At 68.9% G+C, this 25840-nt stretch carries 26 protein-coding genes and 1 pseudogene; 8 read left to right on the plus strand and 19 right to left on the minus strand.

Annotated features, from left to right (window positions below):
• Positions 1 to 18: 18 nt before the first annotated feature.
• Genes Ari01nite_RS41315 through dnaK form a run of 8 tightly spaced genes read right to left on the minus strand, consistent with a single transcriptional unit; the run spans position 19 to position 9060 of the window.
• Positions 19 to 609, minus strand: a complete 591-nt coding sequence (locus tag Ari01nite_RS41315; RefSeq protein ID WP_203789019.1) for an HdeD family acid-resistance protein — start codon at positions 607 to 609, stop codon at positions 19 to 21.
• 18 nt (positions 610 to 627) lie between these two features.
• The gene (locus Ari01nite_RS41320; protein ID WP_203789020.1) at positions 628 to 2277 is read right to left on the minus strand and encodes an FAD-dependent oxidoreductase; all 1650 of its coding nucleotides are present in this window, start codon (positions 2275 to 2277) and stop codon (positions 628 to 630) included.
• A complete protein-coding gene (gene trxA / locus Ari01nite_RS41325; protein WP_203789021.1) occupies positions 2274 to 2708 on the minus strand; it encodes a thioredoxin in 435 nt (144 codons plus the stop codon). The genes Ari01nite_RS41320 and trxA overlap by 4 nt, the downstream gene beginning before the upstream one ends.
• Before the next feature lies 1 nt (position 2709).
• Positions 2710 to 5334, minus strand: coding sequence for an ATP-dependent chaperone ClpB (gene clpB / locus Ari01nite_RS41330; RefSeq protein WP_203789022.1), 2625 nt, complete (start codon positions 5332 to 5334; stop codon positions 2710 to 2712).
• The gene (locus Ari01nite_RS41335) at positions 5325 to 5654 is read right to left on the minus strand and encodes a chaperone modulator CbpM (RefSeq protein ID WP_203789024.1); all 330 of its coding nucleotides are present in this window, start codon (positions 5652 to 5654) and stop codon (positions 5325 to 5327) included. Before Ari01nite_RS41335 ends, clpB begins: the two co-directional genes overlap by 10 nt.
• Positions 5651 to 6610, minus strand: coding sequence for a DnaJ C-terminal domain-containing protein (locus tag Ari01nite_RS41340; protein WP_203789027.1), 960 nt, complete (start codon positions 6608 to 6610; stop codon positions 5651 to 5653). The genes Ari01nite_RS41335 and Ari01nite_RS41340 overlap by 4 nt, the downstream gene beginning before the upstream one ends.
• Positions 6610 to 7152, minus strand: a complete 543-nt coding sequence (locus tag Ari01nite_RS41345) for a nucleotide exchange factor GrpE (protein ID WP_203789029.1) — start codon at positions 7150 to 7152, stop codon at positions 6610 to 6612. Before Ari01nite_RS41345 ends, Ari01nite_RS41340 begins: the two co-directional genes overlap by 1 nt.
• A gap of 6 nt (positions 7153 to 7158) precedes the next feature.
• On the minus strand, positions 7159 to 9060 hold the full coding sequence (gene dnaK / locus Ari01nite_RS41350) for a molecular chaperone DnaK (RefSeq protein ID WP_203789031.1): 1902 nt from the start codon (positions 9058 to 9060) through the stop codon (positions 7159 to 7161).
• Between the two features lie 243 nt (positions 9061 to 9303).
• Between dnaK and Ari01nite_RS51130 the strand changes: the two genes are divergently transcribed.
• Positions 9304 to 9426 carry a hypothetical protein gene (locus Ari01nite_RS51130; protein ID WP_275410926.1) on the plus strand — a complete coding sequence of 41 codons (123 nt, stop codon included), beginning with the start codon at positions 9304 to 9306 and terminating at the stop codon, positions 9424 to 9426.
• A gap of 48 nt (positions 9427 to 9474) precedes the next feature.
• A complete protein-coding gene (locus tag Ari01nite_RS41355; RefSeq protein ID WP_203789033.1) occupies positions 9475 to 12150 on the plus strand; it encodes a winged helix-turn-helix domain-containing protein in 2676 nt (891 codons plus the stop codon).
• A gap of 21 nt (positions 12151 to 12171) precedes the next feature.
• Here the strand turns inward: Ari01nite_RS41355 and Ari01nite_RS41360 are convergent, their stop codons facing one another.
• Complete coding sequence (locus Ari01nite_RS41360; protein ID WP_203789035.1) at positions 12172 to 13053, minus strand: Gfo/Idh/MocA family protein; 882 nt, start codon at positions 13051 to 13053, stop codon at positions 12172 to 12174.
• A 173-nt stretch (positions 13054 to 13226) separates the two neighbouring features.
• Between Ari01nite_RS41360 and Ari01nite_RS41365 the strand changes: the two are divergent.
• Positions 13227 to 13340, plus strand: a pseudogene (locus Ari01nite_RS41365) (disulfide bond formation protein DsbA); the annotation flags it as partial.
• Positions 13341 to 13371: 31 nt separating this feature from the next.
• A complete protein-coding gene (locus tag Ari01nite_RS41370; RefSeq protein ID WP_203789037.1) occupies positions 13372 to 13917 on the plus strand; it encodes a YflT domain-containing protein in 546 nt (181 codons plus the stop codon).
• A 169-nt stretch (positions 13918 to 14086) separates the two neighbouring features.
• Here the strand turns inward: Ari01nite_RS41370 and Ari01nite_RS41375 are convergent, their stop codons facing one another.
• Entirely contained in the window at positions 14087 to 14935 is an 849-nt protein-coding gene (locus tag Ari01nite_RS41375) for an aldo/keto reductase (protein ID WP_203789039.1), read from the minus strand.
• Between the two features lie 63 nt (positions 14936 to 14998).
• The gene (locus Ari01nite_RS41380; protein ID WP_203789041.1) at positions 14999 to 15595 is read right to left on the minus strand and encodes an Hsp20/alpha crystallin family protein; all 597 of its coding nucleotides are present in this window, start codon (positions 15593 to 15595) and stop codon (positions 14999 to 15001) included.
• A gap of 54 nt (positions 15596 to 15649) precedes the next feature.
• Between Ari01nite_RS41380 and Ari01nite_RS41385 the strand changes: the two genes are divergently transcribed.
• A complete protein-coding gene (locus Ari01nite_RS41385) occupies positions 15650 to 16414 on the plus strand; it encodes a hypothetical protein (protein WP_203789043.1) in 765 nt (254 codons plus the stop codon).
• Between the two features lie 40 nt (positions 16415 to 16454).
• Here Ari01nite_RS41385 and Ari01nite_RS41390 read toward each other — a convergent pair whose 3' ends face one another.
• The 6 genes from Ari01nite_RS41390 to Ari01nite_RS41415 form a co-directional block, all read right to left on the minus strand.
• Positions 16455 to 16718 (minus strand): UBP-type zinc finger domain-containing protein, encoded by a 264-nt coding sequence (locus Ari01nite_RS41390; RefSeq protein WP_239163460.1) that lies wholly within the window; start codon positions 16716 to 16718, stop codon positions 16455 to 16457.
• A 3-nt stretch (positions 16719 to 16721) separates the two neighbouring features.
• Positions 16722 to 17657 carry a YflT domain-containing protein gene (locus tag Ari01nite_RS41395; RefSeq protein ID WP_307837819.1) on the minus strand — a complete coding sequence of 312 codons (936 nt, stop codon included), beginning with the start codon at positions 17655 to 17657 and terminating at the stop codon, positions 16722 to 16724.
• Between the two features lie 88 nt (positions 17658 to 17745).
• Positions 17746 to 18153: a four-helix bundle copper-binding protein gene (locus tag Ari01nite_RS41400; protein ID WP_203789047.1), complete on the minus strand. Its 408-nt coding sequence runs from the start codon at positions 18151 to 18153 to the stop codon at positions 17746 to 17748.
• Positions 18154 to 18177: 24 nt separating this feature from the next.
• Positions 18178 to 18627 carry a DUF1931 family protein gene (locus tag Ari01nite_RS41405; RefSeq protein WP_203789049.1) on the minus strand — a complete coding sequence of 150 codons (450 nt, stop codon included), beginning with the start codon at positions 18625 to 18627 and terminating at the stop codon, positions 18178 to 18180.
• Positions 18628 to 18642: 15 nt separating this feature from the next.
• Positions 18643 to 19557 (minus strand): PrsW family intramembrane metalloprotease, encoded by a 915-nt coding sequence (locus Ari01nite_RS41410; protein ID WP_239163461.1) that lies wholly within the window; start codon positions 19555 to 19557, stop codon positions 18643 to 18645.
• 173 nt (positions 19558 to 19730) lie between these two features.
• Entirely contained in the window at positions 19731 to 20156 is a 426-nt protein-coding gene (locus Ari01nite_RS41415; RefSeq protein ID WP_203789053.1) for a DoxX family membrane protein, read from the minus strand.
• A gap of 211 nt (positions 20157 to 20367) precedes the next feature.
• Between Ari01nite_RS41415 and Ari01nite_RS41420 the strand changes: the two genes are divergently transcribed.
• The 3 genes from Ari01nite_RS41420 (at position 20368) to Ari01nite_RS41430 (ending at position 23350) form a co-directional block, all read left to right on the plus strand.
• Positions 20368 to 20850, plus strand: coding sequence for an Hsp20/alpha crystallin family protein (locus Ari01nite_RS41420; RefSeq protein WP_203789056.1), 483 nt, complete (start codon positions 20368 to 20370; stop codon positions 20848 to 20850).
• Between the two features lie 230 nt (positions 20851 to 21080).
• Positions 21081 to 22535, plus strand: coding sequence for a hemerythrin domain-containing protein (locus Ari01nite_RS41425; RefSeq protein ID WP_203789058.1), 1455 nt, complete (start codon positions 21081 to 21083; stop codon positions 22533 to 22535).
• Positions 22536 to 22672: 137 nt separating this feature from the next.
• Positions 22673 to 23350: a BON domain-containing protein gene (locus tag Ari01nite_RS41430; RefSeq protein WP_203789060.1), complete on the plus strand. Its 678-nt coding sequence runs from the start codon at positions 22673 to 22675 to the stop codon at positions 23348 to 23350.
• 58 nt (positions 23351 to 23408) lie between these two features.
• On the opposite strand, the gene Ari01nite_RS41435 is transcribed toward Ari01nite_RS41430, so the two are convergent.
• Positions 23409 to 24584 carry a zinc-dependent alcohol dehydrogenase gene (locus Ari01nite_RS41435; RefSeq protein ID WP_203789062.1) on the minus strand — a complete coding sequence of 392 codons (1176 nt, stop codon included), beginning with the start codon at positions 24582 to 24584 and terminating at the stop codon, positions 23409 to 23411.
• Positions 24581 to 25123, minus strand: a complete 543-nt coding sequence (locus Ari01nite_RS41440) for an SRPBCC family protein (protein ID WP_203789064.1) — start codon at positions 25121 to 25123, stop codon at positions 24581 to 24583. The genes Ari01nite_RS41435 and Ari01nite_RS41440 overlap by 4 nt, the downstream gene beginning before the upstream one ends.
• Between the last annotated feature and the right edge of the window lie 717 nt (positions 25124 to 25840).

Consider the following 25840-nt stretch of genomic DNA (forward strand, 5'->3'; position numbering starts at 1 on the left):
GGGCCCGACCGTACGTAATCAGGTGGTGGCAGGCCGGTGGTGGTGGCCGGTTGCTGCCGGATCGTGGCGCCGCTCCCGGCGTAGGCGCAGGCCAAGCATCAGCAGCGTGATACCGAAGGCGATGGCAGCGACACCGATCAGCGCGATCAGTGCCAGGACTCCGGCGGCCGGCCAGACGACCAGCAGAACGCCGAACAGCACGGACAACGCGCCGCTCAGGGCAAGCAGCCACTCGCGGCGCATCTCCTTGCGGAGTTGGAATGCGGCGACGATGTCGAGCACCCCGGTCACCATGGCCCAGAGGGCGATCACCCAGAGCAGGGCGAGCGCGGTGATGCCGGGCCAGGCGAACGCGATGATGCCGGCCAGGATGCCGGCGATACCGCGGGCGAAGAGCCAGGCGCGGTTACCACGTCTGCGGTCACCGTCCCGGTTGCCGAACGCGGCGGCCAGCGTGAACACGCCGTCCGCCAGCGCGTAGGCGCCGAAGACGATGACCAGCGCGAAGACGGTGATCCCGGGCCAGACGAGAGCGAGCACGCCGAACAGGATCGCGGCGACGCCGCGGAGGGCCACCGCCCACCAGTGACGGCTGAGTGTCTCCAACATGATGGTTCCTTCCGAACGTCACGTGCGGGCAAGGTGGTCATGGATCAGGCGAACGGCCATGGAGCCCTCACCGACCGCGGACGCGACCCGTTTGATCGAGCCGCTGCGGACGTCACCCACTGCGAGGACGCCGGGGCGGCTGGTCTCGAGCATCAGCGGCGGCGGTCCGTCGGTGCGTATCTGCGCTCCGGTCAGGACGTAGCCGCGCTCGTCGAGGGCGACGCTGGACGAGAGCCAGCCGGTGCAGGGCTGCGCCCCGATGAAGGTGAACAGCACCGTCGTCGGGATCTGCTGCCGGTCGCCGGTCCGGGTGTCGCGCACGCCGAGCGCGCGCAGCCGGCCGTCGTCGCCGATCAGTTCGGTGATCTCCGTGTGGCGCAGCACTTCGACGTTGGGCAGTCGCTCGATCTGGTCGACCAGGTACCTGGACATGTCGCGGTTCAGATCGTCGTGCAGGATGATCAGCCGTACCTGCGCTGCGTGCCGGGCGAGGAAGACCGTGGCCTGGCCGGCCGAGTTGCCGCCGCCGACGACGGAGACCGGTTGCCGCTCGCAGAAGACCGCCTCCATGAAGGTGGCGGCGTAGTACACGCTGGTGCCCTCGAACTCCGCGAGGCGCGGCACGTCGAGTTTCCGGTACCGTGCGCCGGTGGCGATAACCACCGTCCTGGTTCGCAACTGTGTTCCGTCGTCGAGGTGCACGACCTGGTCGCGGTCGTGCCATTCGAGCCGTACCGCCTCGACCGGGACGTTGAGCTCGGCGCCGAACTTCTTGGCCTGCACCACGGCTCGGTCGGCCAGTTCGGCTCCCGAGATGCCGGCCGGGAAACCCAGGTAGTTCTCGATCCGGGACGATGTACCGGCCTGGCCGCCGGTGGCCACAGCGTCGAGGACGACCGTCGTGAGTCCTTCCGAGGCGCCGTACACGGCGGCAGCGAGGCCGGCAGGCCCCGCACCGACCACGACCACGTCGCACATGGCCTCGTCCTGGCCGGAGCGCCGCAGGCCGGCAAATTGGGCCAGTTCCGCGTTCGAGGGATTGCGCAGCACCTTGTCCCGCCAGATCACCACCGGCGTGTCCTTCGCACTGACGGACAGCCGACGCAACAGCTCCTCGGCGCCCGGGTCCTCCTCCAGGTCGATCCAGGTGTGCGGCACTCGGTTGCGGGCGGCGAGTTCGCGCAGGCGGCGGGTGTCCGGGCTGAACCGCGAACCGATGATCTTGATGCCGGTGATGTCGCCGACCAGCAGTTCCCGGCGCGCCAGGAAACTGCGCAGGATCAGGTCTCCGAGGTTGGACTCCTCGCGGACCAGTTCGTGCAGCGCGGGAAGGGGGACCGCGAGAACCTCGCCCGGCTCCTGCGCGACCATCGAGACGAAGGACGGCTGGCCGGTGAGCAGGCCGAGTTCGTCAAGAAATCGGCGTGCGCCGTGTACCCGGACCGTCCGGGCTTTCGGGGTGCCGTACGCCTCGATCACTGCGACCTTGCCGGACAACACGACCAGGAAGTCGCGGTCGCGCTGGCCCTCGGCGACAAGCACGTCATCCCGCTGGACCGGCCGCTTCTCGCCGCGCCGGCTCAGCAGTTCGATCTGCTCGTCGGACAGGCGGGGATAGGCGCCGGCGACATCCGGTGTCTCGGGAAGTTGCTCCTCGTTCAGGTTCACGCTGCACTCCGCAGAACCTCGTCCGTCCAGCTGCGCAGGGCCGAAGCGGGTGCAGCGCCGGCCCGGCGCGCCACCACCTTGCCGTCGCGCATCAGGATCAGCGTGGGTACGGCCTGGATCGAGAACCGCTCGGACAGCTTCGGCGCCCTGTCCACGTCGACCTTGACCAGCTTGACCTTGCCGGCCAGGTCGCGGGCCACCTGTTCCAGCGCGGGGCTGACCTGCCGGCACGGGCCGCACCAGGTCGCCCACATGTCCACCAGGACCAGGATGTCCGCCCGCTCCGCCACGTCGCCGAAGTCGTCGTCGCCGGCCTCGGCTATCCAGGGCATCGGCTGGTGGCAGTTGCCGCACTGCGGGATGCCCTCGGCGGCCGCGGGAATCCGGTTCTTGCGCCCGCAGTTGGGGCACTCGATCACCTTGCTTTCCACGTCACTCCTCCGGCGCGTTCTGGTAGGTGACGGTCAGCTCACCGTCGATCACGTCCACCCGGATCACCGCGCCGTCCCGGGCGTCCCCGGCGAGTAGCGCCCGGCCGATGCGGGTCTCCACCTCGCGGGCGATGAAGCGGCGCAGCGGCCGCGCCCCGTACACCGGATCGAAGCCCTGGCGGGCGATGAACCGCTGTGCCTCGTCGGTGACCTCCAGCGTCATCCGGCGCTCGGCAAGCCGCTCGCGCAGCTCGTTGAACATCAGGTCGACGATCCGTTCGATCTCCGGCTGGGTGAGCGGCTTGAACAGCACGATGTCGTCGATGCGGTTGAGGAACTCGGGCCGGAAGTGCCGGCGCAGCTCTCCCATGACCAGCTCGCGGCCCTCGGGCTTGATCTCACCGGCGTCGGAGATGCCCTCGAGCAGGTACTGGGAGCCGATGTTCGAGGTCATGATGATCACGGTGTTGCGGAAGTCGACGGTGCGGCCCTGCGCATCGGTAAGACGCCCGTCGTCGAGCACCTGCAGCAGCGTGTTGAACACGTCGGCGTGTGCCTTCTCGATTTCGTCGAAGAGCACCACGGAGTACGGCTTGCGCCGGACCGCCTCGGTGAGCTGCCCGCCCTCTTCGTAGCCGACGTATCCGGGTGGCGCCCCGACCAGCCGGCTCACGGTGTGCCGTTCCTGGTATTCGCTCATGTCGATCCGGACCATGTTGTCCTCGGTGTCGAACAACGCCGCGGCGAGCGTGCGCGCCAGCTCGGTCTTGCCGACTCCGGTGGGGCCGAGGAAGACGAACGACCCGATCGGCCGGCGCGGGTTCTTGATGCCGGACCGGGCGCGGATGATCGCGTCGGTGACCAGCTGCACGGCCTCGTCCTGGCCGATCACCCGCTCGTGCAGGATCTCGTCCAGGCGCAGCAGCTTCTGGCGTTCGCCCTCGGTCAGCCGGCTGACCGGGATGCCGGTCCACCGGGAGACGATGCTGGCGATCTCCGCCTCGGTGACGACCTCGCGCAGCAGCCGCTTGCCGCTCTGCTTCGTGGCCAGCCGCTGCTCCTCGGCCTGCAACCGGCGCTCCAGTTCCGGCAGCTTGCCGTGCCGCAACTCGGCGGCCAGGTTCAGGTCGTAGTTGCGTTCCGCCTGTTCCGCCTCGTGCCGGATCTGTTCGATCTCCCGGCGCAGCTCCTGAACCCGTCTCAAGGCCTGCCGTTCGGCATCCCACTGGGCGCGCAGCGCGTCCACTTCGGCGCGCAGGTCGGCGAGCTCCCTGCGGAGCTGGTCCAGCCGGGCCAGACTCGCGGAGTCCTCCTCCTTGGACAGTGCCGCTTCCTCGATCTCCAGGCGAGTCAGGCGCCGGGTGAGCTCGTCGAGTTCGGCCGGCATCGAGTCGATCTCGGTACGCAGCATCGCGCACGCTTCGTCGACCAGGTCGATGGCCTTGTCCGGAAGGAACCGGTCGGAGATGTACCGGCGGCTGAGAACCACCGCGGCGACCAGCGCCGCGTCCTGAATCTTCACGCCGTGGAAGACTTCCAGCCGTTCCCGCAGTCCGCGGAGGATCGAGATGGCGTCCTCCTCGGTCGGCTCCTCGACGAGCACCGGTTGGAATCGGCGCTCCAGCGCCGCGTCCTTCTCGATGTGCTTGCGGTACTCGTCCAACGTCGTCGCGCCGATCATGTGCAGTTCGCCGCGGGCGAGCATCGGCTTGAGCATGTTGCCGGCGTCCATCGCGCCCTCGGAGCCGCCCCCGGCACCGACGATGGTGTGCAGCTCGTCGATGAACAACAGGATCCGTCCCTCGGCGGCCTTCACCTCGGACAGCACCGCCTTGAGCCGTTCCTCGAACTCGCCGCGGTACTTCGCGCCGGCCACCAGGGAACTCATGTCCAGGGCGAACACCACCTTGTCCCGCAACCCCTCGGGCACGTCGCCGTTGGTGATCCGCTGCGCCAGCCCTTCCACGATCGCCGTCTTGCCGACTCCCGGCTCACCGATGAGTACCGGGTTGTTCTTCGACTTGCGGGACAGGATCTGGACGACGCGGCGGATCTCGCCGTCGCGTCCGATCACCGGGTCCAGGGTGCCCGCGGCGGCGTCGGCGACCAGGTCGCGGCCGTACTTGGTCAGCGCCTCGTAGGCGACCTCCGGCATCGCCGAGGTCACCCGCTGGTTGCCGCGGATGTTCGTCAGCTCCTGGAGGAAACGGTCACGGGTGAGCCCCGCGTCGCCGAGCAACCGGGCGGCGGTGGAGCCCCGTCCCTCCTGAAGCATGGCGATCACCAGGTGCTCCACGGAGACGTACTCGTCCTTGAGCCGTTTCGCCTCGCGCTCGGCGGAGTCCAACAGCCGGGACAGGCGCTGGGTGACGAAGATCTGGCCGGGTGCGGCGCCCGGTCCGCTGACCCGGGGACGCCGGTTCAGTTCCGCCTCCACCTGCTCCCGCAGTTTGTCCGGGTCGACGCCGGTCGCCGCGAGCAGCCTGGGCACCAGCCCCTCGGGCTGCTCGATCAGGGCGAGCAGCAGATGCTCGACGTCGATCTCGGTGTGGCCGAACCGCAGCGCCTTGGTCTGGGCGTCGTGCAAGGCCTCCTGCGACTTCTGGGTCAGGCGGTTCAGGTCCACGATCTGCCTCCGGTGCGTCGAGAGGTCGTGACACGAAGTTCACGCTCGAGGGCGGCCACGCGATCGAGGAGGTCGATCACGAGGCCGAGGGCGGCGTAGTTGATGCCCAGGCCGGCGCGCAGGCGCCGGACGCGGGCCAGAGCCGGCAGCTGGTCGCGCTCGAACCACAGGTCTCCGGCGGCGTCGCGTTCGGCGTCGAGGACGCCCAGCGCGACCAGCCGTTGGACCATCTCCGGGTGCACTCCGCCGGTATGACAGAACACGGTCAGGCTCAGTCGGCCGGGCGAGGCCCCCGGTGCGCGGGCGAGGGGGTAGGTCATGGCTGCCTCCGCGGGTCGAAGGTGGAGACCGCGGCGAGTTGCTCGAACAACCGCCGTTCCTCGTCGGACAGCCGGGGCGGGACCATGATCCGGGCCTCGGCGTACAGGTCACCGGGCCGGCCGCGGGGGTTGGGCAGTCCCCGTCCCTTGAGCCGCAGCCGCCGGCCGCTGGACGTACCCGGGGGAACCCGGACCTTCGCCTCGCCGCCAGGGGTGTCGACCGCGACGGACGCGCCGAGAGCGGCCTCCCACGGTGCCAGCGCCAGCGTGACGGTGATGTCCCGTCCGTTGACCCGGTACCGCGGGTGCGGTGCCAGCCGCACCACGAGATAGAGGTCGCCGTCCGCCGCGCCGTCGCCGCCGCGGCCGCCCTGGCCACTCAACCGGATCCGCTGGCCGTCGGTCACCCCGGGCGGAATCGTCACGTCCAGCGTGCGGCTCCCGTCCACGCCGGACAACGTGACGGTCCGACGCCCGCCGGTGTACGCCTCCTCGACCGTCAGTTCGATCTCGGCCTCTTGGTCCGCGCCCGGAATCGGGCCGAACCCACCGCCGCCCCGGCGGCCGAACATGCCGCCGAAGATGGACTCCAGGTCGATGTCCTGGAAGCCATCGGACCGGGTGTACATGTCCTCCGGCGGAGCGCCGCCGCGACGTGAGTGTCCACCGCCGCGTGCCCCCGCACCGGCCCGCGCGCGGGCCCAGGTCTGCGGATCCACATCCGGCGGGACCTGGCGGAAGTCCGGCCCGAAAGCGTCGTATCGGCGCCGCTGCTCCGGATCGGAGAGCACGTCGTACGCCTCGGAGATGTCCTTGAACCGCTCCTCCGCGCCCGGATCCTGATTGACGTCCGGGTGATAGGTCCGGGCCAGTTTGCGGTACGCCCGCTGCATATCGTCCGCGCTGACATCTCTGGAGACGCCTAACGTGTCGTAGAAGTCGCGGGACGGCGCCATCAGGCATCCTTCGCCACGACCACCGCGGCGGGACGCAGCGGGCGCTCGTCAGTGCCGTAGCCGGGCCGGACGATCTGCAGGATCGTTCCGGGCGCGGCGTCGGTGGACGGCAGGACGGCCACCGCCTCGTGCCGGCTCGGGTCGAACGCCTCGTTGAGGTCGGCGCGCAGCGGATAACCGAGATCGGCCAGGACGGCGAGCGCCTGTTGGCGGACGGCCTCCAACCCGGACACGATCGACGCCGGTTCGGCGGTGGCGTGCTTCAGGGCCAGCTCCAGATTATCGAGCACGGGCAGCCATCGCGCCGCCACCCGTGCCCGCTCGTCCTCGCGCTCCCGGTTAACGTCCCGCGCCATCCGCTTACGCAGGTTGTCGTAGTCGGCCACCGCCCGCCGGTAGCGTTCATCCGACTGGGCCAGCTGCGCACGCAGCTCGGCGGTCTCGTCGCGGACCTGCGAGGCCGCACCGCCGGCGGCGTGTTCCTGCGGGCCGGACGACATGGCCGCACCGGTCGCCGCCGGCTCGCGTTCCTGATCGGTCATCGCCGGTTATCCGGTCGTGAATTCGGCGTCGATCACGTCGTCGTCATCCTGGCTGCCCGACGAGTCGCCCCGCGCGGATGAGCCGTCGTTCGCGCCACCGGCCGCCGAGCCGCCGCCCGCACCAGCGCCGAGGCTCTGATAGACCTGCTGCAGTTCCGAGGTGAGTGAGCGGAGCCGGTCGAGCGGCGCGTCGTCCTTGATCGCTTGGCGCGCGTCGGTGACGAGCATCTCGGCGCGGCCCTTCTCGTGTACGGGGACCGCCTCGCCGAGTTCGTTCAGCCGACGTTCCACCTGGTACGCCGCCGAGTCGAGCTCGTTTCGGGCGTCGATCATCTCGCGCAGCCGGGCGTCCTCACCACGATGGCGTTCGGCGTCCTGGACCATCCGGTCGATCTCCCCCTTGTCCAGGTTGGAGCTCTCGCTGATGGTGATGCGCTGCTCGGCGCCGGTGTCCTTGTCCCGGGCCGACACGTTGAGGATGCCGTTGGCGTCGATGTCGTAGGTGACCTCGATCTGCGGCTCGCCGCGTGGCGCCGGCCGGATGTTCTCCAGCCGGAACCGGCCGAGCACCCGGTTGTCGTCCGCCTTCTCCCGCTCGCCCTGCAATACCACGACGTCCACGGCGGGCTGGTTGTCGGCTGCGGTGCTGAAGGTTTCGGTACGCCGGGCCGGAATGGTGGTGTTGCGGTCGATCACCTTCGTCATCACCCCGCCCTGGGTCTCGATGCCCAGTGACAGCGGGGTGACGTCAAGCAGCAGGACGTCCTTGACCTCACCCTTGATGATCGCGGCCTGCAACGCGGCGCCGAGCGCTACGACCTCGTCAGGGTTGACCGTCATGTTCGGGTCCTTGCCGCCGGTGAGCCGGCGGACCAGCTTCTGCACGGTCGGGATCCGGGTCGACCCGCCGACCAGGATGATCTCGTCGATGTCGTTCGCGGTCACCTTCGCATCCGACATGGCGCGCTCTACCGGACCCAGGCACCGCTCGACGAGATCGCTGGTGAGATCCTCGAACTTCGCACGCGTAATGGTCATGTTGAGGTGCTTGGGGCCGTTGGCGTCGGCCGTGATGAACGGCAGGTTGACCGTCGTCTGGGTGACCGACGACAGCTCGACCTTGGCGTGCTCGGCCGCCTCGAAGAGCCGCTGCAGGGCTTGCGGGTCGCGACGCAGATCGATGCCGTCGCTCTTCTGGAACTCGTCGCCCAGGTGGTCGACGAGCCGGCGGTCGAAGTCGTCGCCGCCCAGGTGGGTGTCGCCGGCGGTGGAGCGGACCTCCACCACGCCATCACCGACGTCCAAAATGCTGACGTCGAAGGTGCCGCCGCCGAGGTCGAAGACCAGGACGGTCTCGTGTTCCTTCTTGTCCAGGCCGTACGCCAGCGCCGCCGCCGTCGGCTCGTTGATGATCCGCAACACCTCGATCCCGGCGATACGGCCGGCGTCCTTCGTTGCCTGGCGTTGCGCGTCATTGAAGTAGGCCGGCACCGTAATGACGGCCTCGGTGACACGCTCACCCAGGAACTTCGACGCGTCCTCGACCAGCTTGCGTAGCACCAGAGCGGAGATTTCCTCGGGCGCGTACAGCTTGTCGCGGACCTTGAACCGCACCGCACCGTCGGGGCCGGAAACCACGTCGAAGGTCACGGTGTTGAGCTCGCTGGACACCTCGTCGAAGCGGCGCCCGATGAAACGCTTCGCCGAATAGATGGTGCCCTTGGGGTTGAGAATCGCCTGACGGCGGGCCAGCTGACCGACCAATCGCTCGCTCTGCTCGGTGAAGGCCACCACCGACGGGGTAGTCCTGGAACCCTCCGCATTGGGGATGACCGTCGGCTGCCCGCCTTCCACGGTCGCGATCACCGAGTTCGTGGTGCCGAGATCGATGCCGACTGCCTTAGGCATGACGTTTTCCTCCAACATTGCGGGCGGGGTTGAGATATCCGCGGGTTGCGCCGCCCGGGATACACGCGGGATCACGGGGCTCCGTTCTGCCAGCTCCAGCGCACCAGCAGCCGCCGCGGGTGTCGATTGGCAGATCTGCCAATCCCACCGCCCAGAGCCGCCGACCAACCCGACGGGGTGAGCCCGGCTCATCCGTCCGAGGGCGAACCTCAGGGCATCCCGTCGGCCTGGTTGGCCCCAGGCGTGACCGAGGTCGAGAACCGCAAACCTGCCAACATCAACGAGACCGGCGCGCCGCTGCGCCGCGCGCAGTCCACGCACCACGGATCGGTAGTCCTGCCAATCGACAATCCCCGGCCGCGTTGATGGGATCGAGACAGGACGTACCCCGCGACGTGGGTGAGGGCCGCTCGGATGACGACCATCGACGAAGCACCGACCGCCGAGTGGCGCTCAGGCCCGCTGCCGAATTCGCCGGCGGCCGACCCGAGCCCGGCCGGCGTGCCCGCACTCGGCCGCCAGCTGTTCCATGTCGCGCGGCCGCACCTGCTGGCCCGTCTCGACGCCCGGCACACCCGCCTCACCGTCGTATCCGCGCCGGCCGGCTGGGGAAAGACGACCCTGCTGGCGTCGTGGACACACCGCCAGCGGGGCCGTGCCGTCTGGGTGGACAGCGGCAGCAGAGCCGGATTTTGGTACCGGCTGACGACCGCGGTCGCCACCGGTACGCCGATCGTGTCCGGGGCGGCCGCCACCGCCGATCCGGCGGACGGACCGGCCCAACTCGCCGGAATGCTCCAGGACACGTCGTCGCCCCTAGCGATCGTGCTCGACGACTGCAACGACGTCGCCAGCCCGGACGCGCTGGCAGATCTGGCGCAAGTGGTGCGGACCAGCAGCGCACCGGTGCGGCTGGTGCTGGCCTGCCGCGGGACTCCGGCGCTCCCCCTGCACCGGTGGCGGATGGACCGGCAGCTCGTCACCCTCGGCGAGGACGAACTCGCCTTCTCCGTCGACGAAGCAGCCGGCCTGTTCGCGGGCCAGGAGGTGACGCTGCCCCGTCTGGCCGTCGCGGATCTGCGCGCCCAGATGGAGGGCTGGGCCACCGGTCTCCAGCTCGCCGCCACCGCCCTGGCGCACCGTGCCGAGCCGGCCCAGGCGCCGCTGGACGCCGAGGCTATCGACCTCATCGCCGACTATCTCGGCGCCGAGGTGCTGGCCCGGCTCGATCCCCAGGTGCACCGCATCCTGGTGGAGGCCTCGGTCGCCGAGCGCCTGACCGCCGGTCTGCTCAACACCCTGGCCGACCGTGTCGACGGCGCCGCCGTCCTGGCCGACCTGCAGCGGCAGGGCGCCTTCATCCGCCGGTGCCCCGCCCCCGGCGACTGGTACCGGCTGCATCCGATGCTCAGCCGGGTGTTGTACCGGGAACTCTCCCGGCACGACCGCGACCGGGTCGGCCGCGCCCATGGGCGGGCGGGCGACTGGCACCTCATTCAAGGACCACCGGTCGAGGCGCTGCGGCACCTACTCGCGGCCCGCGAATGGGAGCGGGCGGCCGACGTGCTGCATCGCCACTGGCCGGACATCACGATCGGCAGCCGTCGGCTCGACGTGGGGCCCATCGTCACCTCCCTGCCCGGGCCTGACGCGCCGCCACACGTGGTCCTGGCGATGGCGGCGGAACGGCTCGACGCCTGCGACACCGCCTCCGCCCGGCATCTGCTGCACCTGGCCGAGGCCGACCCGGACGCGGGCGAACCCGCGGCGTCCATCATGGCGGCCGTCCGACTGGCCACCGCGAGACTCGACGGTCAACTGCACCGCGTGTGCTGTGCGGCCGCCGAAATCCTGGCCGAACCGGCTCCGGAAAATTCCGCTGCGGGCAAGCTACGGCCGCTCGCCCTGTTGTCCCTGGGTGCGGCGAAGCTGCACCTCGGACAAACGACCGAGGCCGGCCAGTATCTCGGTGAGGCGCAGAACCTTGCCCGGCGGCGCGACCTCGATCACGTCGAGATCATTGCCACCAGTCATCTCGCGGCCTCGTACGCCGCACTCGGTCATCTACACGACGCGGTCCGCACCGCCCGCGAGGCGCTCGAGCTGGCCTCCCGGCTGGGCCTCGGGCAGCTGACCGACCTCAGCTGGAGCAGGTTGGCGCTGGCCGAGGCGTACTTCCAATGGGACCGGCTCGACGACGCCTGGTGCTGCACCGACGCAGCCCTGGACAACTCCTGCGGCGACCGGTTGATCCAGCTCAGCGGGACGATCCTGCAGACCCGTATCCGGGTGGCCACCGGTCGGCTGACCGAGGCGCACGAAGCGCTGCGGGCCGTTTACCACGAATCCGGCACTGCGGACCTACCGGCGCCCGCCCGGCGCGCCCTTGCCCTGGCGGAGGCCGAACTTCGACTCGCGTGCGGCGACCCCGCTGCCGCCCTCGAGCGCCTGTCGTCCTGGCCGGACGCGGAGCCCTTACCGGCCCAGGCCGCGGTCGTCGAGGGATCCGTCCTGCTCGCCGAGGGACGGCCGGCCGCGGCGAGTACCGTCGTCGCGCCGTACCTGACCCGCGCCGATCCCGGAACGTCACTGACGTGCCGGGCCTTCGCCGGTTTGGTCGCCGCGCTGGCCGGGAAGGCAACCGGACACCGGGATCAGGTCATGCACGGTCTCGGGGTCGCATTGAAGGTGGCCGACGAGGAAGGCCACCGGCGCTGCTTCACCGCCGGCGGGCACGCGGTACGGGCCCTGATCGAGTCGGTGGCGCCTGCTATGTCCGCGTACCCGCCGGTGGTCGCCGCGCTCACGGCTACGATCGACCCGCTGATCGCGGAGGCGTCCGGACCGCACCTGCCTTCGTACCAGGGCGCCGGGTTCGCCGTTTCCGGCACACTGGTGGAACCGTTGACCAGCCGGGAACGGACCATGTTGCGGTATCTGCAGGGCACGCTGTCGCATGTCGAGATCGCGGCGGTGCTGTGCATTTCGGTCAACACGGTTAAGACCCACGTGAAGAACATCTACCGCAAGCTCGGAGCTGGCCGGCGCAAGGAAGCGGTCCGGCTGGCGCGGGAGCTGCGACTGCTGTGAGGCGGTCGCGCCCGATGTCGGTCACGTCCCGAGGAGGACATCCGTGTCGGCCGATTCGAGCACGCGCTGCAGATGCAGGCCGTGCCGGGCACCGAGCGCCGGCGCGCCGCCACTTCGGACGGCGTCGGCGAACTCCCGGTACATCGTCCGGTACGCGTGCGGCCCCGACGCCCGTGTGCAATCCAGGGCGGCCTCTCCGCCGGGACCGAAGATCTCGATGTCCGCGCGGAAGATCTCGGGCGCCGCCGTCGCCGACATCGACGCCTCGCTGAACCGGCCCACCTGGTGGTCGAGCATGAGCCCCACCCATCCCCGGCGGTCGCCGTGCGCCTGCACCCCCACGATCGGGCCCAGTACGGCCTCGAGCAGGTCGAGCAGGTCGACGCCCTGATCGCGGAGAACGCCGCGCTCGATGCGCCACGCGTTGACGGATCCGCCGGGGCGATGGCTGCCGGAGACAAGTCGGCCCGCGCCGCCGTCCGGCTTGATCCGCCCAACCTCGGTGCTGAGGAAGCGGCGTACCTCCGTGGCGTATCGCCAGGCCAGTCCCATCTGCGAGACCACGTTGCTGCGCTGCACCGCCTCGGCCAGGTCCTCGGCACCGGCGATATCGCCGGCCATCGGTCGTTCCAGGAACACGGACTTGCCGCGCTGCGCGGCGGTGGTGGCCAGCTCGGCCTGGACCGGTGGCGGAACGGCGAAAGCCACCGCGTCGCACTGGTCGAGAAGGTCTGCGAAGCGATCGAACGGCTGGACGTGGTGCCGGCCGGCGAGTTCGTGTACGGGCCCGGGCGTCGGCGCCCAGACGCCGGTGAAGCGCAGGTCGGGCGAGCCGGCCAGCGTCGGCGCGTGCACCTGCGCCGCCCGCCGCCCGGCCCCGACCAGACCGATGGTGACAGTCACTGTTCCGCCCTCCGTCCGTTCGGGCACTCGATCACCTGTCCCTCCGCCCCAGCGCATCAGCATCCGCCCGGGGGTGTCGATTGGCACATCTGCCGATCCGGCGGCCGGGAGAAGGCAGAAGCCACCCCGGGCGGGTGACCTGCTTTCACCCTGGCGAGCCCGATGGTCAAGATGTGCGGTTCTCCTACCGTCACTTCCCGCTGATCAACGTTCACCCATACGCGGAACCGGCCGCCGAGGCAGCCGAGGCCGCCGGCGCGAGGGGTCGGTTCTGGCCGGTCCACGACTGTCACCGGACAACGACACCAAGGAGTGATCATGATGCAACCGCAGTACGACAAACGATCCGACGCCTCCTCACCGACGCCGGCGGGCCCGGCAGACGGGCAGGTCGTGGTCGCCTCCTACCCCACCTATGCCGAGGCGGAACGGGCCGTGGACTACCTGTCCGACCAGCGGTTTCCCGTGCAGCACACCGCCATCGTCGGCCGCGGACTGTCCAGCTTCGAGCGGGTCACCGGCCGGCTGACGATGTGGGGCGCCGCCGCTCAGTCGGCCGTCTACGGCGCCGTCCTGGGCGCGCTGTTCGGCTGGTTGTTCGGCCTGTTCGATTGGGTCAACCCGCTCATCTCCGGCCTGCTGCTCGCCCTGTACGGGGCTATCTTCGGCGCCGTCACAGGCGGCCTGCTCGGCCTGTTCGGCCACGCCCTCACCGGCGGCCGGCGTGACTTCAGCTCCGTTGCCGGCATGCGCGCCGAGAGCTATGACGTCCTCGTCGACGCTGAGGTCGCGCCGCAGGCCATCCAACTGCTCGACGCCCCCACCGCCCCGGGCCGTGGCGCCGCCGCAGGCCACCTTCGATAGAACACCTCATGCGCACCTGAGCCGCGGCCACTACGGCCTCGCTCCATACCTCGACGGCCACGAGACCCAGGCCACGGCTCCACCGAGCGCTACCTCACCGCACCGGAAGGCGGGCGGTGAGGTAGCGCACCTCACCGGCGGGTGAAGGTCCGATGGTTCCTGGCGGTCCTCAGAGAGTTTCGAGGGGGCGGGCCTTGATCGGCGGCGGGAATGCCAGGTCCAGTTCGGTCAGGTCCTGGGGACTGAGCCTGATCGCGGCGGCGGCGGCGTTCTGCTGTACCCGGGCGACCGATCCCGACTTGGGGATCGCGCAGACCAGCGGCTGCCGGAGCACCCAGGCCAGCGCGACCTGGGCCGGGGTGATGTCGTTGCGCTCCGCCACACCGCGCACCGCCGGATGCGACAGCAGATCACCCTGCTCGAACGGTGAGTACGACATCACCGGTAGATCCTGCTCACGACACCACGGCAGGAGGTTGTACTCGGGGCTGCGGCGCGCGAGGTTGTAGAGCACCTGGTCCGTTTGCACCTCGGTCCCGCTCGGGATCTGCCACAGGTCGATCAGATCCATCACGTCGAAATTGCTGACCCCCCAATGACGGATCCAGCCACGCTCCTTCAGCTCCACGAAGGCCTCGATCGTCTGCCAGAGCGGCACGGAACCCCGCCAATGCAGCAGGTACATGTCGAGACGATCGGTTTTGAGCCGGCGCAGGCTCGCCGCGCAGGCATCGAGGGTGCCCCGGCGAGTCGCATGCGACGGCAGTACCTTGCTGATCAGGAACACCTCGTCACGGCGTCCGCCGATCGCCTCACCGACAAGCCGCTCGGCCTCGCCCTCGGCGTACATCTCGGCGGTGTCGATCAGAGTCATGCCGAGCTCGAGACCCAGCCGGAGCGCGCCGATCTCGGCTTTCCGGTGCTCACCAACCTCCGCCATGTGCCAGGTGCCCTGCCCCAGCACGGGGATCTTCTCCCCGGCCGGCAGGGCGATGCGACGGATCACGGGTCCGTACATCCTGCCTCCTTCTTCGTTGGTCAGCGGTCTCGAGGGCGTGGCCGTGCGGTGGGATGATGTCTGTCAGCTCTCCCGGACCTCGATCTGTCGTGGTTGGCTGGTGGCTGCCTTGCCCAGGCGCACGGTCAGTACGCCGTCGTGCAGCGACGCTTCCACCTGCTCCGGGTCGATGTCCCCGGGAAGGGCCACCACGTACTGGAACTGCCCGACCCGCCGCATCTGACGGCGCAGTATCCCCGTGCGCTCCTTTTGCTTGATATCACCGGTGACGCGGAGCTCGTTGTCCCGCACCTCGATGTTGACGTCGTCTTTGCGGACTCCCGGCAGTTCGAGCTCCAGGACGTAGGCGTCGTCCGTTTCCTCGAGGTCGGCCGCGGGCACCCAGAACGGTGCTTGGGGGGCGCCACCGAGGTTCTGCTCTCCTTGGAAGAAGCTGCTGATGATCTGGCCCATCTGCTCTTGGAGCTGCTCGAACTCGGCGAGCGGGTCTCCGTGGCGGGCAGGCACGGTGGATGAGCGGCGGTAACGGCCGGGGACAATGATGGTCACGCTAACCAGGTCCTTTCCGGGGCGGCGACGGCTACGGATCGGGTCCGTACCGGACGAAGCGCGGTGTTGCGCTGCCGTCATCGTCATCGTCATCAGCACCGGGGTGAGCACAACTCACCCTCCGGCAGGTGAATTCGCGAGCGTGCCGTCGGGAATGGTGAAGCAATGAACCGGCGACCGCTCGACCACTGCACCGACGGCCTCCCCCTACCGCCGGGCGACGACCTGGACTCGGTGGGACCGTTTGTCATCCGGTGCGTCTACGCGCTGCCCCGCGACGGCACCGACCGCCGCCTCGGCGAGGACGGCGTGATCAGCCGCTCGCTGTCGGCGATGCAGGTGTGGTTCGCCGCGCAGACCGGTGCCCGGTTGCGCTTCGCCGACGAACCGGTGCGCACGGTCCGGCTGCCCGAGACCGCCGCCCGGATCGCCGACCGCGGTTCGTACGTCCGGGACCGGATCGAGCGCCTGTTGCGGCGGCAGGGCTTTCACGAGCCGCGCACGCTGTACGCGGTCTGGTACGACGGCAGCAGCACCATTTCGTGCGGCGGCGGCGCCTGGCCACCGGAACTTCGCGGCCGGGTGGCGGCACTGTACCTGCAGGGCGCGTACGACGAGGTGGTGTGCGCGGAGGACCGGTTCAGCCCGGACGGAGTGACACCGGAGATCAACGAGCTCAAGATGCTTCACGAGATCCTGCACACCATGGGCTTCGTCCCGCCGGGAGCACCCCATCACACCCACGCCGGGCACGTCGGCAACAACCACAACGACCTGATGTACTCCGGCGACCCGCCCTGGAACCCGTCGGTGATCGACCCGCACCACCAGGACTATTTCCGCACCGGCCGGACCGACATCCCGGACCTGGCCCGGAGCAGCTTCCTGGACCCGTTGCCGGCCGGCGCGGAGCCGCCGCCGGTCTGGTGATCTCAGCCGCGGCCCGCGCCGGCCGTATGTGCCGTTCGCGTCAGACCAACGTCTCGTCGATGTAGCACCAGCGCCAGTTTTCCCCGGGCTCGAACGACTGGACGATGGGATGACCCACGGTATGCGCGTGCGCCCGCGCGTGCCGCATCGGTGACGAGTCGCAGCAGCCGACATGCCCGCATGTCAGGCACAGCCGCAGGTGCACCCACGGACTGCCCAGACGCAGGCATTCGGCGCAGCCGTCCGGGCTCTGCGGAACGACCGGCCGGATCATGACGACGTGCGGGTCGGAGACGACGGTCATGGCTCAGCCGTCTGCCTTCAGCATTTCCTTGTCGGTGACCGTCAGGTGGACGGCACCGTCCTGCACACGGACACGGTCGATCTCGTCTGCGGCGACGTACGCGTCGGATTTGAGGAAACCCTTGCGGTCGACCTTGATGAAGCCGAGACGCAGAAGCCGCTCCCGCAGTTCGCCCGCTACCCGGGGTTCACCGCTGTCCGTCTCCTCGCCCAGCGTGGTGATCGCCTCCGGATCGCCTAGCTTGACGAACTCGACCTTGCCGACCTCCTTGCCGGCCGCGTCGAAAACCCGCATCCCCTCCACAACCTGGGAGATGGGCTCGATCACGCTGCCGCGGTAACTGTCGTGGCGCTGGACGTCGCTGCCGCTGCCGTCGGCGAGAACCTGCTCGGCCCGTGCCACGTCCTGCTCGGCGCCGTGCACGACCACCAGGTAGCTTCCGGCCTTGACGAGTTGCTCGTATTTGGGAATGTGCTGCTTCGCGACGAAGTGGCCGATGATCGCGCCGACGCCCCCGGCGACCAGCGCCCCTTGGACTGCGCCGCTCGCGGCGGCCGCCAGGGGACCGAGCACGATGAGCGGGCCCGCGCCCGGAACGAACAGCAGCGCGCTGCCCACCAGCAGGCCGAAGAGTCCACCCACCCAGGCGCCGGTCGCGGCACTCGGTCCGGCGATGTCCCCGGTGGTCACGTACCCGTTGAACCGGGTTTCGCTCTGCAGATCCTTGCCGAGCACCGAGATGCGGTCGATCGGGAAGCCGGCTGCGGCGAGCCGCTCCACGGCCGCCTGCGCCGAGTCGAGGTCCGCGAAGACGCCGATCACCGCGCGATCATCCGCGCCAACCGGCCGGCTGTCAGCCGCGGGTACATCCGTGCCGATGGTGCTGAACCGGTCGTCAGTGGTCGGCTGGTGAGGTGTGGGGTTCAACGTATCGGTCATGATCCGCCTCCGGGCTCTTGTCGATTTCTCTGCTGCGGTACCGGCCCTCAGCCGCCGCCCTGATCGTGATCCTTCGCGGACCGCCGGTTCATCTGAGCGAGCTCAGCAGGTGCCGGCCGGCCTGACCGCACTTGCGGCAGGCGTCGGCGCAAATTGCGCAGGCTTCGTTCTCGGCAGCATGCTTCCGGACTTCCTCGTAACCCACGCGGCAGGCCTCGATGAGCGACCGCAGCGCCGCCTCGCTCACCGCACGGTCGTAGGCGCTGGGCCGGGACAGCACCCGCACCACCGCCGTGGCGACATCGGCACAGTTGAGGGCCGCGCCGATGGACCTGCTCAAGTGCGCCGCGGACGGGTCCACGATGCACGCGTCCGCACAGGACGTGCAGCTCTGCGCACAGTTGAGGCACTCCTGTACGGCGATCACCAACGCGTCCTCGTCGATGCCGGGCATCGGGCGGTGATGGGCGTTCAAGATCGCCGCCACATCCGTCATTCCGCTGCGCTCCTCATCGTGTCCTCACATCAGCTCGTCGAAGATCCGCATGGCGTTCTGCCAGTGCTGGGTCTGTGGGTTCTTCACCTCGGGGTCGATAACCTTCATGATCTTGGCCAGCGCCAGGCCCAGTCCCCCGACGATCTCGGGCAACCACGTTTCGGTTTCGCCGCTGGGCTGGCGATCCAGCGGCGGATACGTCGCCAGCCGGTCCAAAATCGGCTTCAGCTCGACGGCGTCGTCCATCTTTCGGAACTGGTGGATGTTTTCCTGGAACCCTTTGGTGATGGGCAGGTCGTGCGGCTCGATCAGATCCCGGCGGTTGGCCGACGCCGTGGCCTGTCCCATCAGCAGCAGGTCGTAGACCTTGTTCTCCACGAAATCGGAGAAACGTTTGAGGTCGTCCTTGTCGACGTCCAGTTCGCCGGCGAGCCGGAAGAACCGTTCGAACCGGGCGACTCCGAAGACGGGCATGCGAGTTGTCCCTTCTCAAATTCCGGTGCCGACCCGGTCCAGCCGGGCCGACCGGCGCCACAGGATGACCAGCCAGGCGATCCCGATGATCGAAATGATCGCCAAGCCGACCCATTCCAGGAGAGAGAACACATTGACCTGCTCCGCGCTGGGCTCGACCAGCCAGCCTTGCGGCGACGGGCGCAGCTGCTCGCCCTCGGTCAGCAGCAAGGTCAGGTACAACGCGATGCCGTGCATCGAATTCCACAGACCATGCAGGATGGACACACCGAGATACGCCAGGATCAGCTTGCCGGTAAGGGCGAAACGGCCGTGCCGCGAAGTGGCGAACAGTATCCCGCCCAAGATGGCGGTCCAGAGGCCGTGTCCCACCGGCGCCAGCAGGCCCCGGATCAGCTCAGTCTGTACGAGCTGGATGATCGACAGGCCGTCGACGGTGAAGAGGGCGGTGAAGGCGTACCCGGCGGATTCGAAGGCGGCGAAGCCGAAACCGACGGCCGCGCCGAGAATCATTCCGTCACGCAGCGACCGGGTCTGCAGGTGACGGGTCAGGACCATCAGTGCGACGAGTTTCACCGCTTCCTCGATCAGCCCGACGCCGAAGAACAACCACGGTGACGGGTGCAGCAGGTACGCCTCGAGCACCGATGCGCCGAGCACACCCAGGACGCCGCCGGTCAGGAACGTCGAGAACACCAGACCCGCGGTCAGCTCGCCGGTCCCCCGGCGCTCGAACGCCCACGCGACGAACGTCACCGGCACGAGGAAACTGCCGAGCAGGACCAGGGTCGGGATCAGGTTGGGATTGCCGGTCAGAAAGACGACCACCACCGTGGCCACCCAGAGCGCGAGTCCAACGAGGAAGATACGCAGCCACATCCGGCGTGTCCGCCGCGGTACGCCCTCCCGGTCACGTACGACCTCGACCACCACGGACCTCCTGTCGGCTGCGAAATGTTCGTCGGACGACGCGCCACGCGGTCCCTCAGGGCCTGAGATCGCCTGGGACCCGCGCATCCGTTAGTTCAGCAATACCGTGTCCAGCTGACGGCGTCGATTGGCATCATTGCCAATCGACGCCACCCGCAACCGGTGCGCCGCGGTCACCACTCGTCGTCCTCGACCCCATCGATGAGCAGGGTGAGACCGATAGCGAGCATCCAGACGTCCTTGGCGATGCTCATGCCCTGCTGGGTTGGGCGCAGGCTGCCGGCCTCCCGCATTTCGGGGACGCGGAGGTACAGGCCGAGCAGACCAGCCGAGAAGGCCGTCAGCGCGGCGCCGGCCACTACGGCAGGTACGACGGGAAGAAGCAGCGCGGTCCCCAGCGCCAGTTCTCCGGCGCAGACCAGGCGGACGAATCGTTGCGGCGGTATTGAATGAAGGATCGGATAGGCCGTGGCCGCCATGCCGTGCAAAGCTGCCGCGGTCTCGTCGTCCGCCTGGCGCTTGGACAGGCCCGAGTTGACTATGAACACCCCGGTGGCAAAGCGCCCCGGGAGGTGCCGGAGCCGTACTCGTCGTGACATCTGCTCTCCTCGTCTCACCCTCTATCGCAGCAGCATCCCCACCCGGCGTCGATTGGCAGAACTGCCAGGTTGAAGCCGCTCCGCGAGGAACTGCAGATCCCCTTCGTCTGGTGAGGCGGGCTCACCCCGGCCGTGCCGATGATGGTGGAGATCCGGTAATCAGTGCGGCCTTACCACTCGGAAGGGCGCGCTCGGATAGAAGGGACCGACCGTGACCATCACGCATCCACGCCGATATCGGCAGTTCTCCACGCCCGCCCGCCGCGAGGACCCGGTAGCCGAGATCGAACAGCTTCAGGACCAGATGGGTCAGATCATCAGCAGCTTCTTCCGCGACCCGGTAGGCGTTCTCGGCTCTCAGCATCCGCCGGTGTGGATTCCACCGGCGGACATCGAAGAGACCGATGACTCGTATGTGCTCGAGCTTGACCTCCCCGGAGTCAACCGCGACGACGTCAACATCGAGCTGCGTGACAACGAGTTGCGGATCACCGGCGAGCTCAAGGAGAAGGACCGCACGGGAGTGCTGCGCCGTCAGACACGGCGGATCGGGCAGTTCGAATTCACGGCGACACTGCCCGGAGACATCGACCCGGACAAGGTCGAGGCGTCCCTGCACGACGGCGTCCTGACGGTACGGCTGGGCAAGGCCGCCGCGAGCCGGCCCCGGCAGATCGAGGTCAAGGAGACCTGAGTACGACCCGCCATCGGGCGGGCAGATCGCGGCGGACTTCGACACGCGCGGGAGGCCGTGGGCGCAGGTCGGGCGAGCCGGCGGGCGTCGGCGCGTGCACCTGCGCCGCCCGTCGGCGAAACCGCCCATTTCAGGTGACCCGTTCTCGCCCGCCCCGAGACGACGATGTCGATTGCGGGTCCGTCCGAAGAGGCTCGGTTCCGCCCCACCCGCGACGCGGAGGAGATCTAGTGTTCGATCCGCTGGACCACTCTGGGATCCCGGTCGACCACCATGGCCGGCACTGGCATGAGCTCGACGTCGAACCGATCGACACCCGCGCGACCGACCCGTCCACTCTCCGCCGGATCAGCATGGTGGCGGCCGTCGAGGCGAATGCCGAGCACTTCGACCGGCAGTTCGCCAACCGCGTCCAGGACGTCGACGCACGCCGGTCGCTGGGCAGTCTGGGCGCCGCGACCGCCCAGCGGCGGCAGCACATAGCCGGGGTACGGCCATCGACGCACAGCGCAGCGGAGGACGCGATCGATCGTGAACAGGCGGCGTTCGAGATGGCCGGCTGGGCGGCCCGCAACGAGCCCGAGCCGGACCGGTCGTCCGCCTACCGGCAGCAGGCGTGGCAGCACCTGGAACGCCTGCGCCGCTACGCCGAGTTCGGCGGCCGCGCACGTCTCCCGTGGGCCAGTCAAATCGCCGACGAGGTGGACAGACTGTGGCCCCCGCAGCTCACCACGCCTGATCGCGGCCGGACACCCTCTGCGCCGGCGGCGCAACCGTTGTCCCTGCTGCACGACTGGATGGTGCAGGGGGCCAACCGGTGGGCAGCCAGGCATCGGCCTCGACCCTGGCAGGGAGGCTGGGAAGCACTGGTCGTCCAGGAGTCGGCGGGTTGTTACCTTTACTACGCGTTCATGGTCGAGGAGGACGACCGGCGGTTCAGGCCGATGTGGGAACTCCATCTACACATGCAGCTGGCATATTTGCAGACGGCTTCGAACATGCTACGGCGCTATTCCGCCCGTGACGCACACGAGGTGATAGGCGAAGGCCTGCCCGAGCCGGTGACCCTGCGAACCGACCGGACGTCAGCCTGGATTCACAACCCGGACCGGCAGGAACGCGCCCGCTCTGCCCGCCGGTCCCGTGGACGGACGCGGCCGGACCGTGGGCAGGACGTGCTGGAGCTGCTAACCGCGCACCACGCTCGGACGAACCGGATGTTCGACAGTGCCGCCAGGTCAACCGGAGACGACGCGCGCATGGCGTTCGGCGAGTTGGCGCAGCTGATCGCAGTGCACGAGATCGCCGAGGAGCGGATAATCCACCCGCTGATCCGGCGATTGCGCCCGGACGACCACCTGGCCGACCGTCTCGTCGACGAGGAGAGCCGGATCAGCGACGCACTGTCCGACGCCGTACGCGCCGCCGCCCACGGCCATCTCGACGACACGCTCGGCGGGCTGCGCGACATGGTGACCACCCACTCCCGCGGTGAGGAACACGACGAGTTTCCGCAGCTTCGCAGAACCGTGCCGCTCCACGAGCGCAGGGAGATGGGCCGGGCGGTCCGCGCGGCCGAGGCGGCGGCCGCCGAGGCAGGTCCCCGGGATCCGGCGTGGGCCGAGCCGCGGGCCTTGGCACAAACGGCGGACCGCGTCCGTGACGCGCTCGCCGGCTTCTCCTGACAAGCTGGCGCGCTTCTACCCCTGCGGCGGGTGAGCCGCATTCATCAGATCCGGGCCAAGGGTCGAAACGGGCCGTCGCCTGACCGCGGCACGAGCAGGCCCGCACAGTTAACGATCGAGAAGTCCTGGAGGACCGCGTGGCCAGCACAGCAACTACCCAGACCGATGAGGACATCCAGCGTGCCGTACTTCGCGAGCTGCAATGGGACGCCGAGGTCGCGCCGAACGAGATCGGCGTAGCCGTGCGGAGAGGGGTGACGACGCTGACCGGCCGGGTGGACACGTTCAGCAAGAAGTGGGCCGCCGAACGCGCGGCGCTTCGTATTCGCGGGGTCAAGGCCGTCGTCAACAACATCGAGGTACGCCTGGCGCCCAGCGACGAGCAGACCGACGTCGACCTCGCCCAATCCGTCGCGCGGGCGCTCGAGATGGACTCACTCGTACCCGATGAAATGGTGAAGGCCTCGGTGTCCGGCGGCTGGGTCACCCTGCGCGGCGAGATGGACTGGGACTACCAGCGGCGCGAGGCGGAACGGGTGGTCCGGAACCTCAGCGGCGTCAAGGGGATCAGCAACCTCATCACCGTGCGGCCCCGTACCGGCCCGTCGCCCGATGATCTCAAGAAGAGGATCGAGGACGCCCTGGTGCGGACGGCGGAAACGGACGCGAAACGGATCGACGTCGCCACCCACGGCAGCAAGGTGATCCTGACCGGGAGCGTACGTTCGTGGGCCGAGCGCCGCGAAGCCGAGCGCGTCGCATGGTCGGCGCCCGGTGTCACGGAGGTGGAGAACCTGATCTCGATCAACGCATGAAACGTGATCCATAAGTCCGCCCGTACCCGGCCGCTGCGGCGGCCGGGTACGGCGGCGGTCAAGGTTTGAGGACGACCTTTTCGCAATTGTCCTGCTTGTTCTTGAAGATTTCGAAGCCGCGTTCTGCTTCGTCCAGTGGCAGGGTGTGGGTGATGATCCGGGTCGGATCGATCTCTGCGCGTTCGATGCGCTGCAGCAGGGGCTTCATGTAGCGCTGGACGTGGCACTGTCCGGTGCGCAGGGTCAGGGACCGGTTCATCCAGGCGCCGGCGGGGAATTTGTCGAGGAATCCTCCGTATACGCCGATGACCGAGACCACGCCGCCGCTACGGCAGGACATGATCGCCTGGCGCAGCGCGTGTGGGCGTTCGGTCTCGGAGCGTACGGCTTGCTTGATCCGGTCGTAGGCGGCGATGTGCGCGCTGCCGTGGGTGGCTTCCATGCCGACCGCGTCGATGCATTTGTCCGGTCCGCGTCCGCCGGTCAGTTCCAGCAGCTTCGACCGCACGTCGACGTCGTCGAAGTTCACCGGGATGTGGCCGGCCCGTTCGGCCATCTGCAGCCGGTACGGTTCCTTGTCGATGGCGATGACTTTCGCGGCGCCGAGTACCCGGGCGCTGTCCATGGCGAACTGGCCGACCGGGCCGGCGCCCCACACCGCTACCACGTCGCTGGGCGTGATGTCGCACATCTCGGCGCCCATGTAGCCGGTGGGCAGGATGTCGGACAGGAACAGCACCTGCTCGTCGGTCAGGTCGGATTCGATCTTCAGCGGGCCGACGTCGGCGAACGGCACCCGCGCGTACTGCGCCTGACCGCCGGCGAAACCACCGGTCAGATGCGAATAGCCGAAGATCCCGGCGAGCGGGTGACCGAACATCTTCTCCGCGATACCCGCGTTGGGGTTGGTGTTCTCGCAACACGAATACAGCTCGGCGGCGCAGGCGGCACACGCGCCGCAGGCGATCGGGAACGGTACGACCACCCGGTCACCGACCCGCAGCTTGTCCGCCGGCACCCCGGATCCGACCTCGATCACCTCACCCATGAACTCGTGACCCATGACGTCGCCGTCCTGCATCGTGGGTACGTACCCGTCGACCAGGTGCAGGTCCGAACCGCAGATCGCGGTCGAAGTGATCCGCACGATCGCATCGCGGCTGTTGAGGATCCTCGGGTCCGGCACGTCACGGACCTCGACCTTGTTACGCCCGGCCCAGGTGTTCGCCCTCATGCGTCCGCCCCTTTCTCGAGCTCGGCGTCGGACAGCGGCTGCGCGGGACGCTGCGGGAACTCCTTACGGGCCCGTTTACCCCACGGGGCGCCGTCGGACCGGACCACCTCGCCGGTCTCCAGCACCTGCTTGAGCCGGCGCAGGTCATCGTCGAGCTGCTGATGCGGTTCCTCGCCGAAGTACTTCGCGACCGCCTTACCGACCGCGCCGCCCGGAATGTCGTACACCAACACGACATACACCTCGGTGCTGACCCCGTCCGGGGCGGGCACGAACCGGATCGTTCCGGCGTTGGGCACCTCGGCGTTCCCGGTCGAGCGCCACGCGATCTTCTGGCCGGGCGCCTCGTCGGTGATCTCGGCGTCCCACTCGACGTCCTTGCCGAACGGGGCGGCGGCCACCCAGTGGCTCGTGCGGTCACCGGTGGCGCGGACCTGTTCGAGATGCGCCATGAAGGTCGGCAGGTTCGCCAGATCGCGCCAGAACGCGTACACCTCCGACGCGGGTTTGCGGATGGTTGTCGTAGCCGTCAAATCCATGGATCCTCCTCTGCGGGCGGAGCTGCTCCGGTGAACGCTGATGGCTTGCACGGCGGCAGTCCGGCGACGTGGATCAGTTCCCGGATTCCGACCAGCGGCACCACAGTCCGGGATGTACGGGAGTCCTCCACGCCGCGGATCCGGCGCACCGTATCGGGCGCCGCCAGCTGCGCCACGCCCAAACCGAGGCTCATCCACCCGAGTTCCCGGCCTCGCCGCTGCACCTGGTCCTGCCGTGCTTGCACTTGCTCCCGGGATGCCAGTTGCGTCACGGCAGCCTCCGTAATCCCATCGGCACCCCTGTCCCACGTCCCGATGCGGTGTGACCCGGGGCGCGCCTGATTTCATCCGGCTACCCACCGCGATGTCACCGAAACTGGCAAGCGGTCACTACGGTCAGTTTCGGCCACCTGCTCCGTGGCCGACCGACAGCACCTGAACGCGCACCACCAGACGCGGCCGCCAGAGCCGACGAGGACGAGCGATGCGGCTGGCCACCTTCCTGCTCCACCCTCGGACGGCTGTTCTTGCGCGGTCGGGCCGCATTCCCCGAGATACGCACCGCGAAGGTCACGCTCGCCGCCGTATTGGCGTAAGTCACCGCCGCTCTGCTGGACACCGCACGCTGTGCCGCGAGATCTTCGACCGGACCTTCTACCTGCCGCCAGGACTCGAGGAGGAGGCATATCCCGCAGCCGGCTGCCAGCGGCCCCGAAG

It is taken from the genome of Paractinoplanes rishiriensis, from assembly GCF_016862375.1.
Classification (GTDB): Bacteria; Actinomycetota; Actinomycetes; order Mycobacteriales; family Micromonosporaceae; genus Actinoplanes; species Actinoplanes rishiriensis.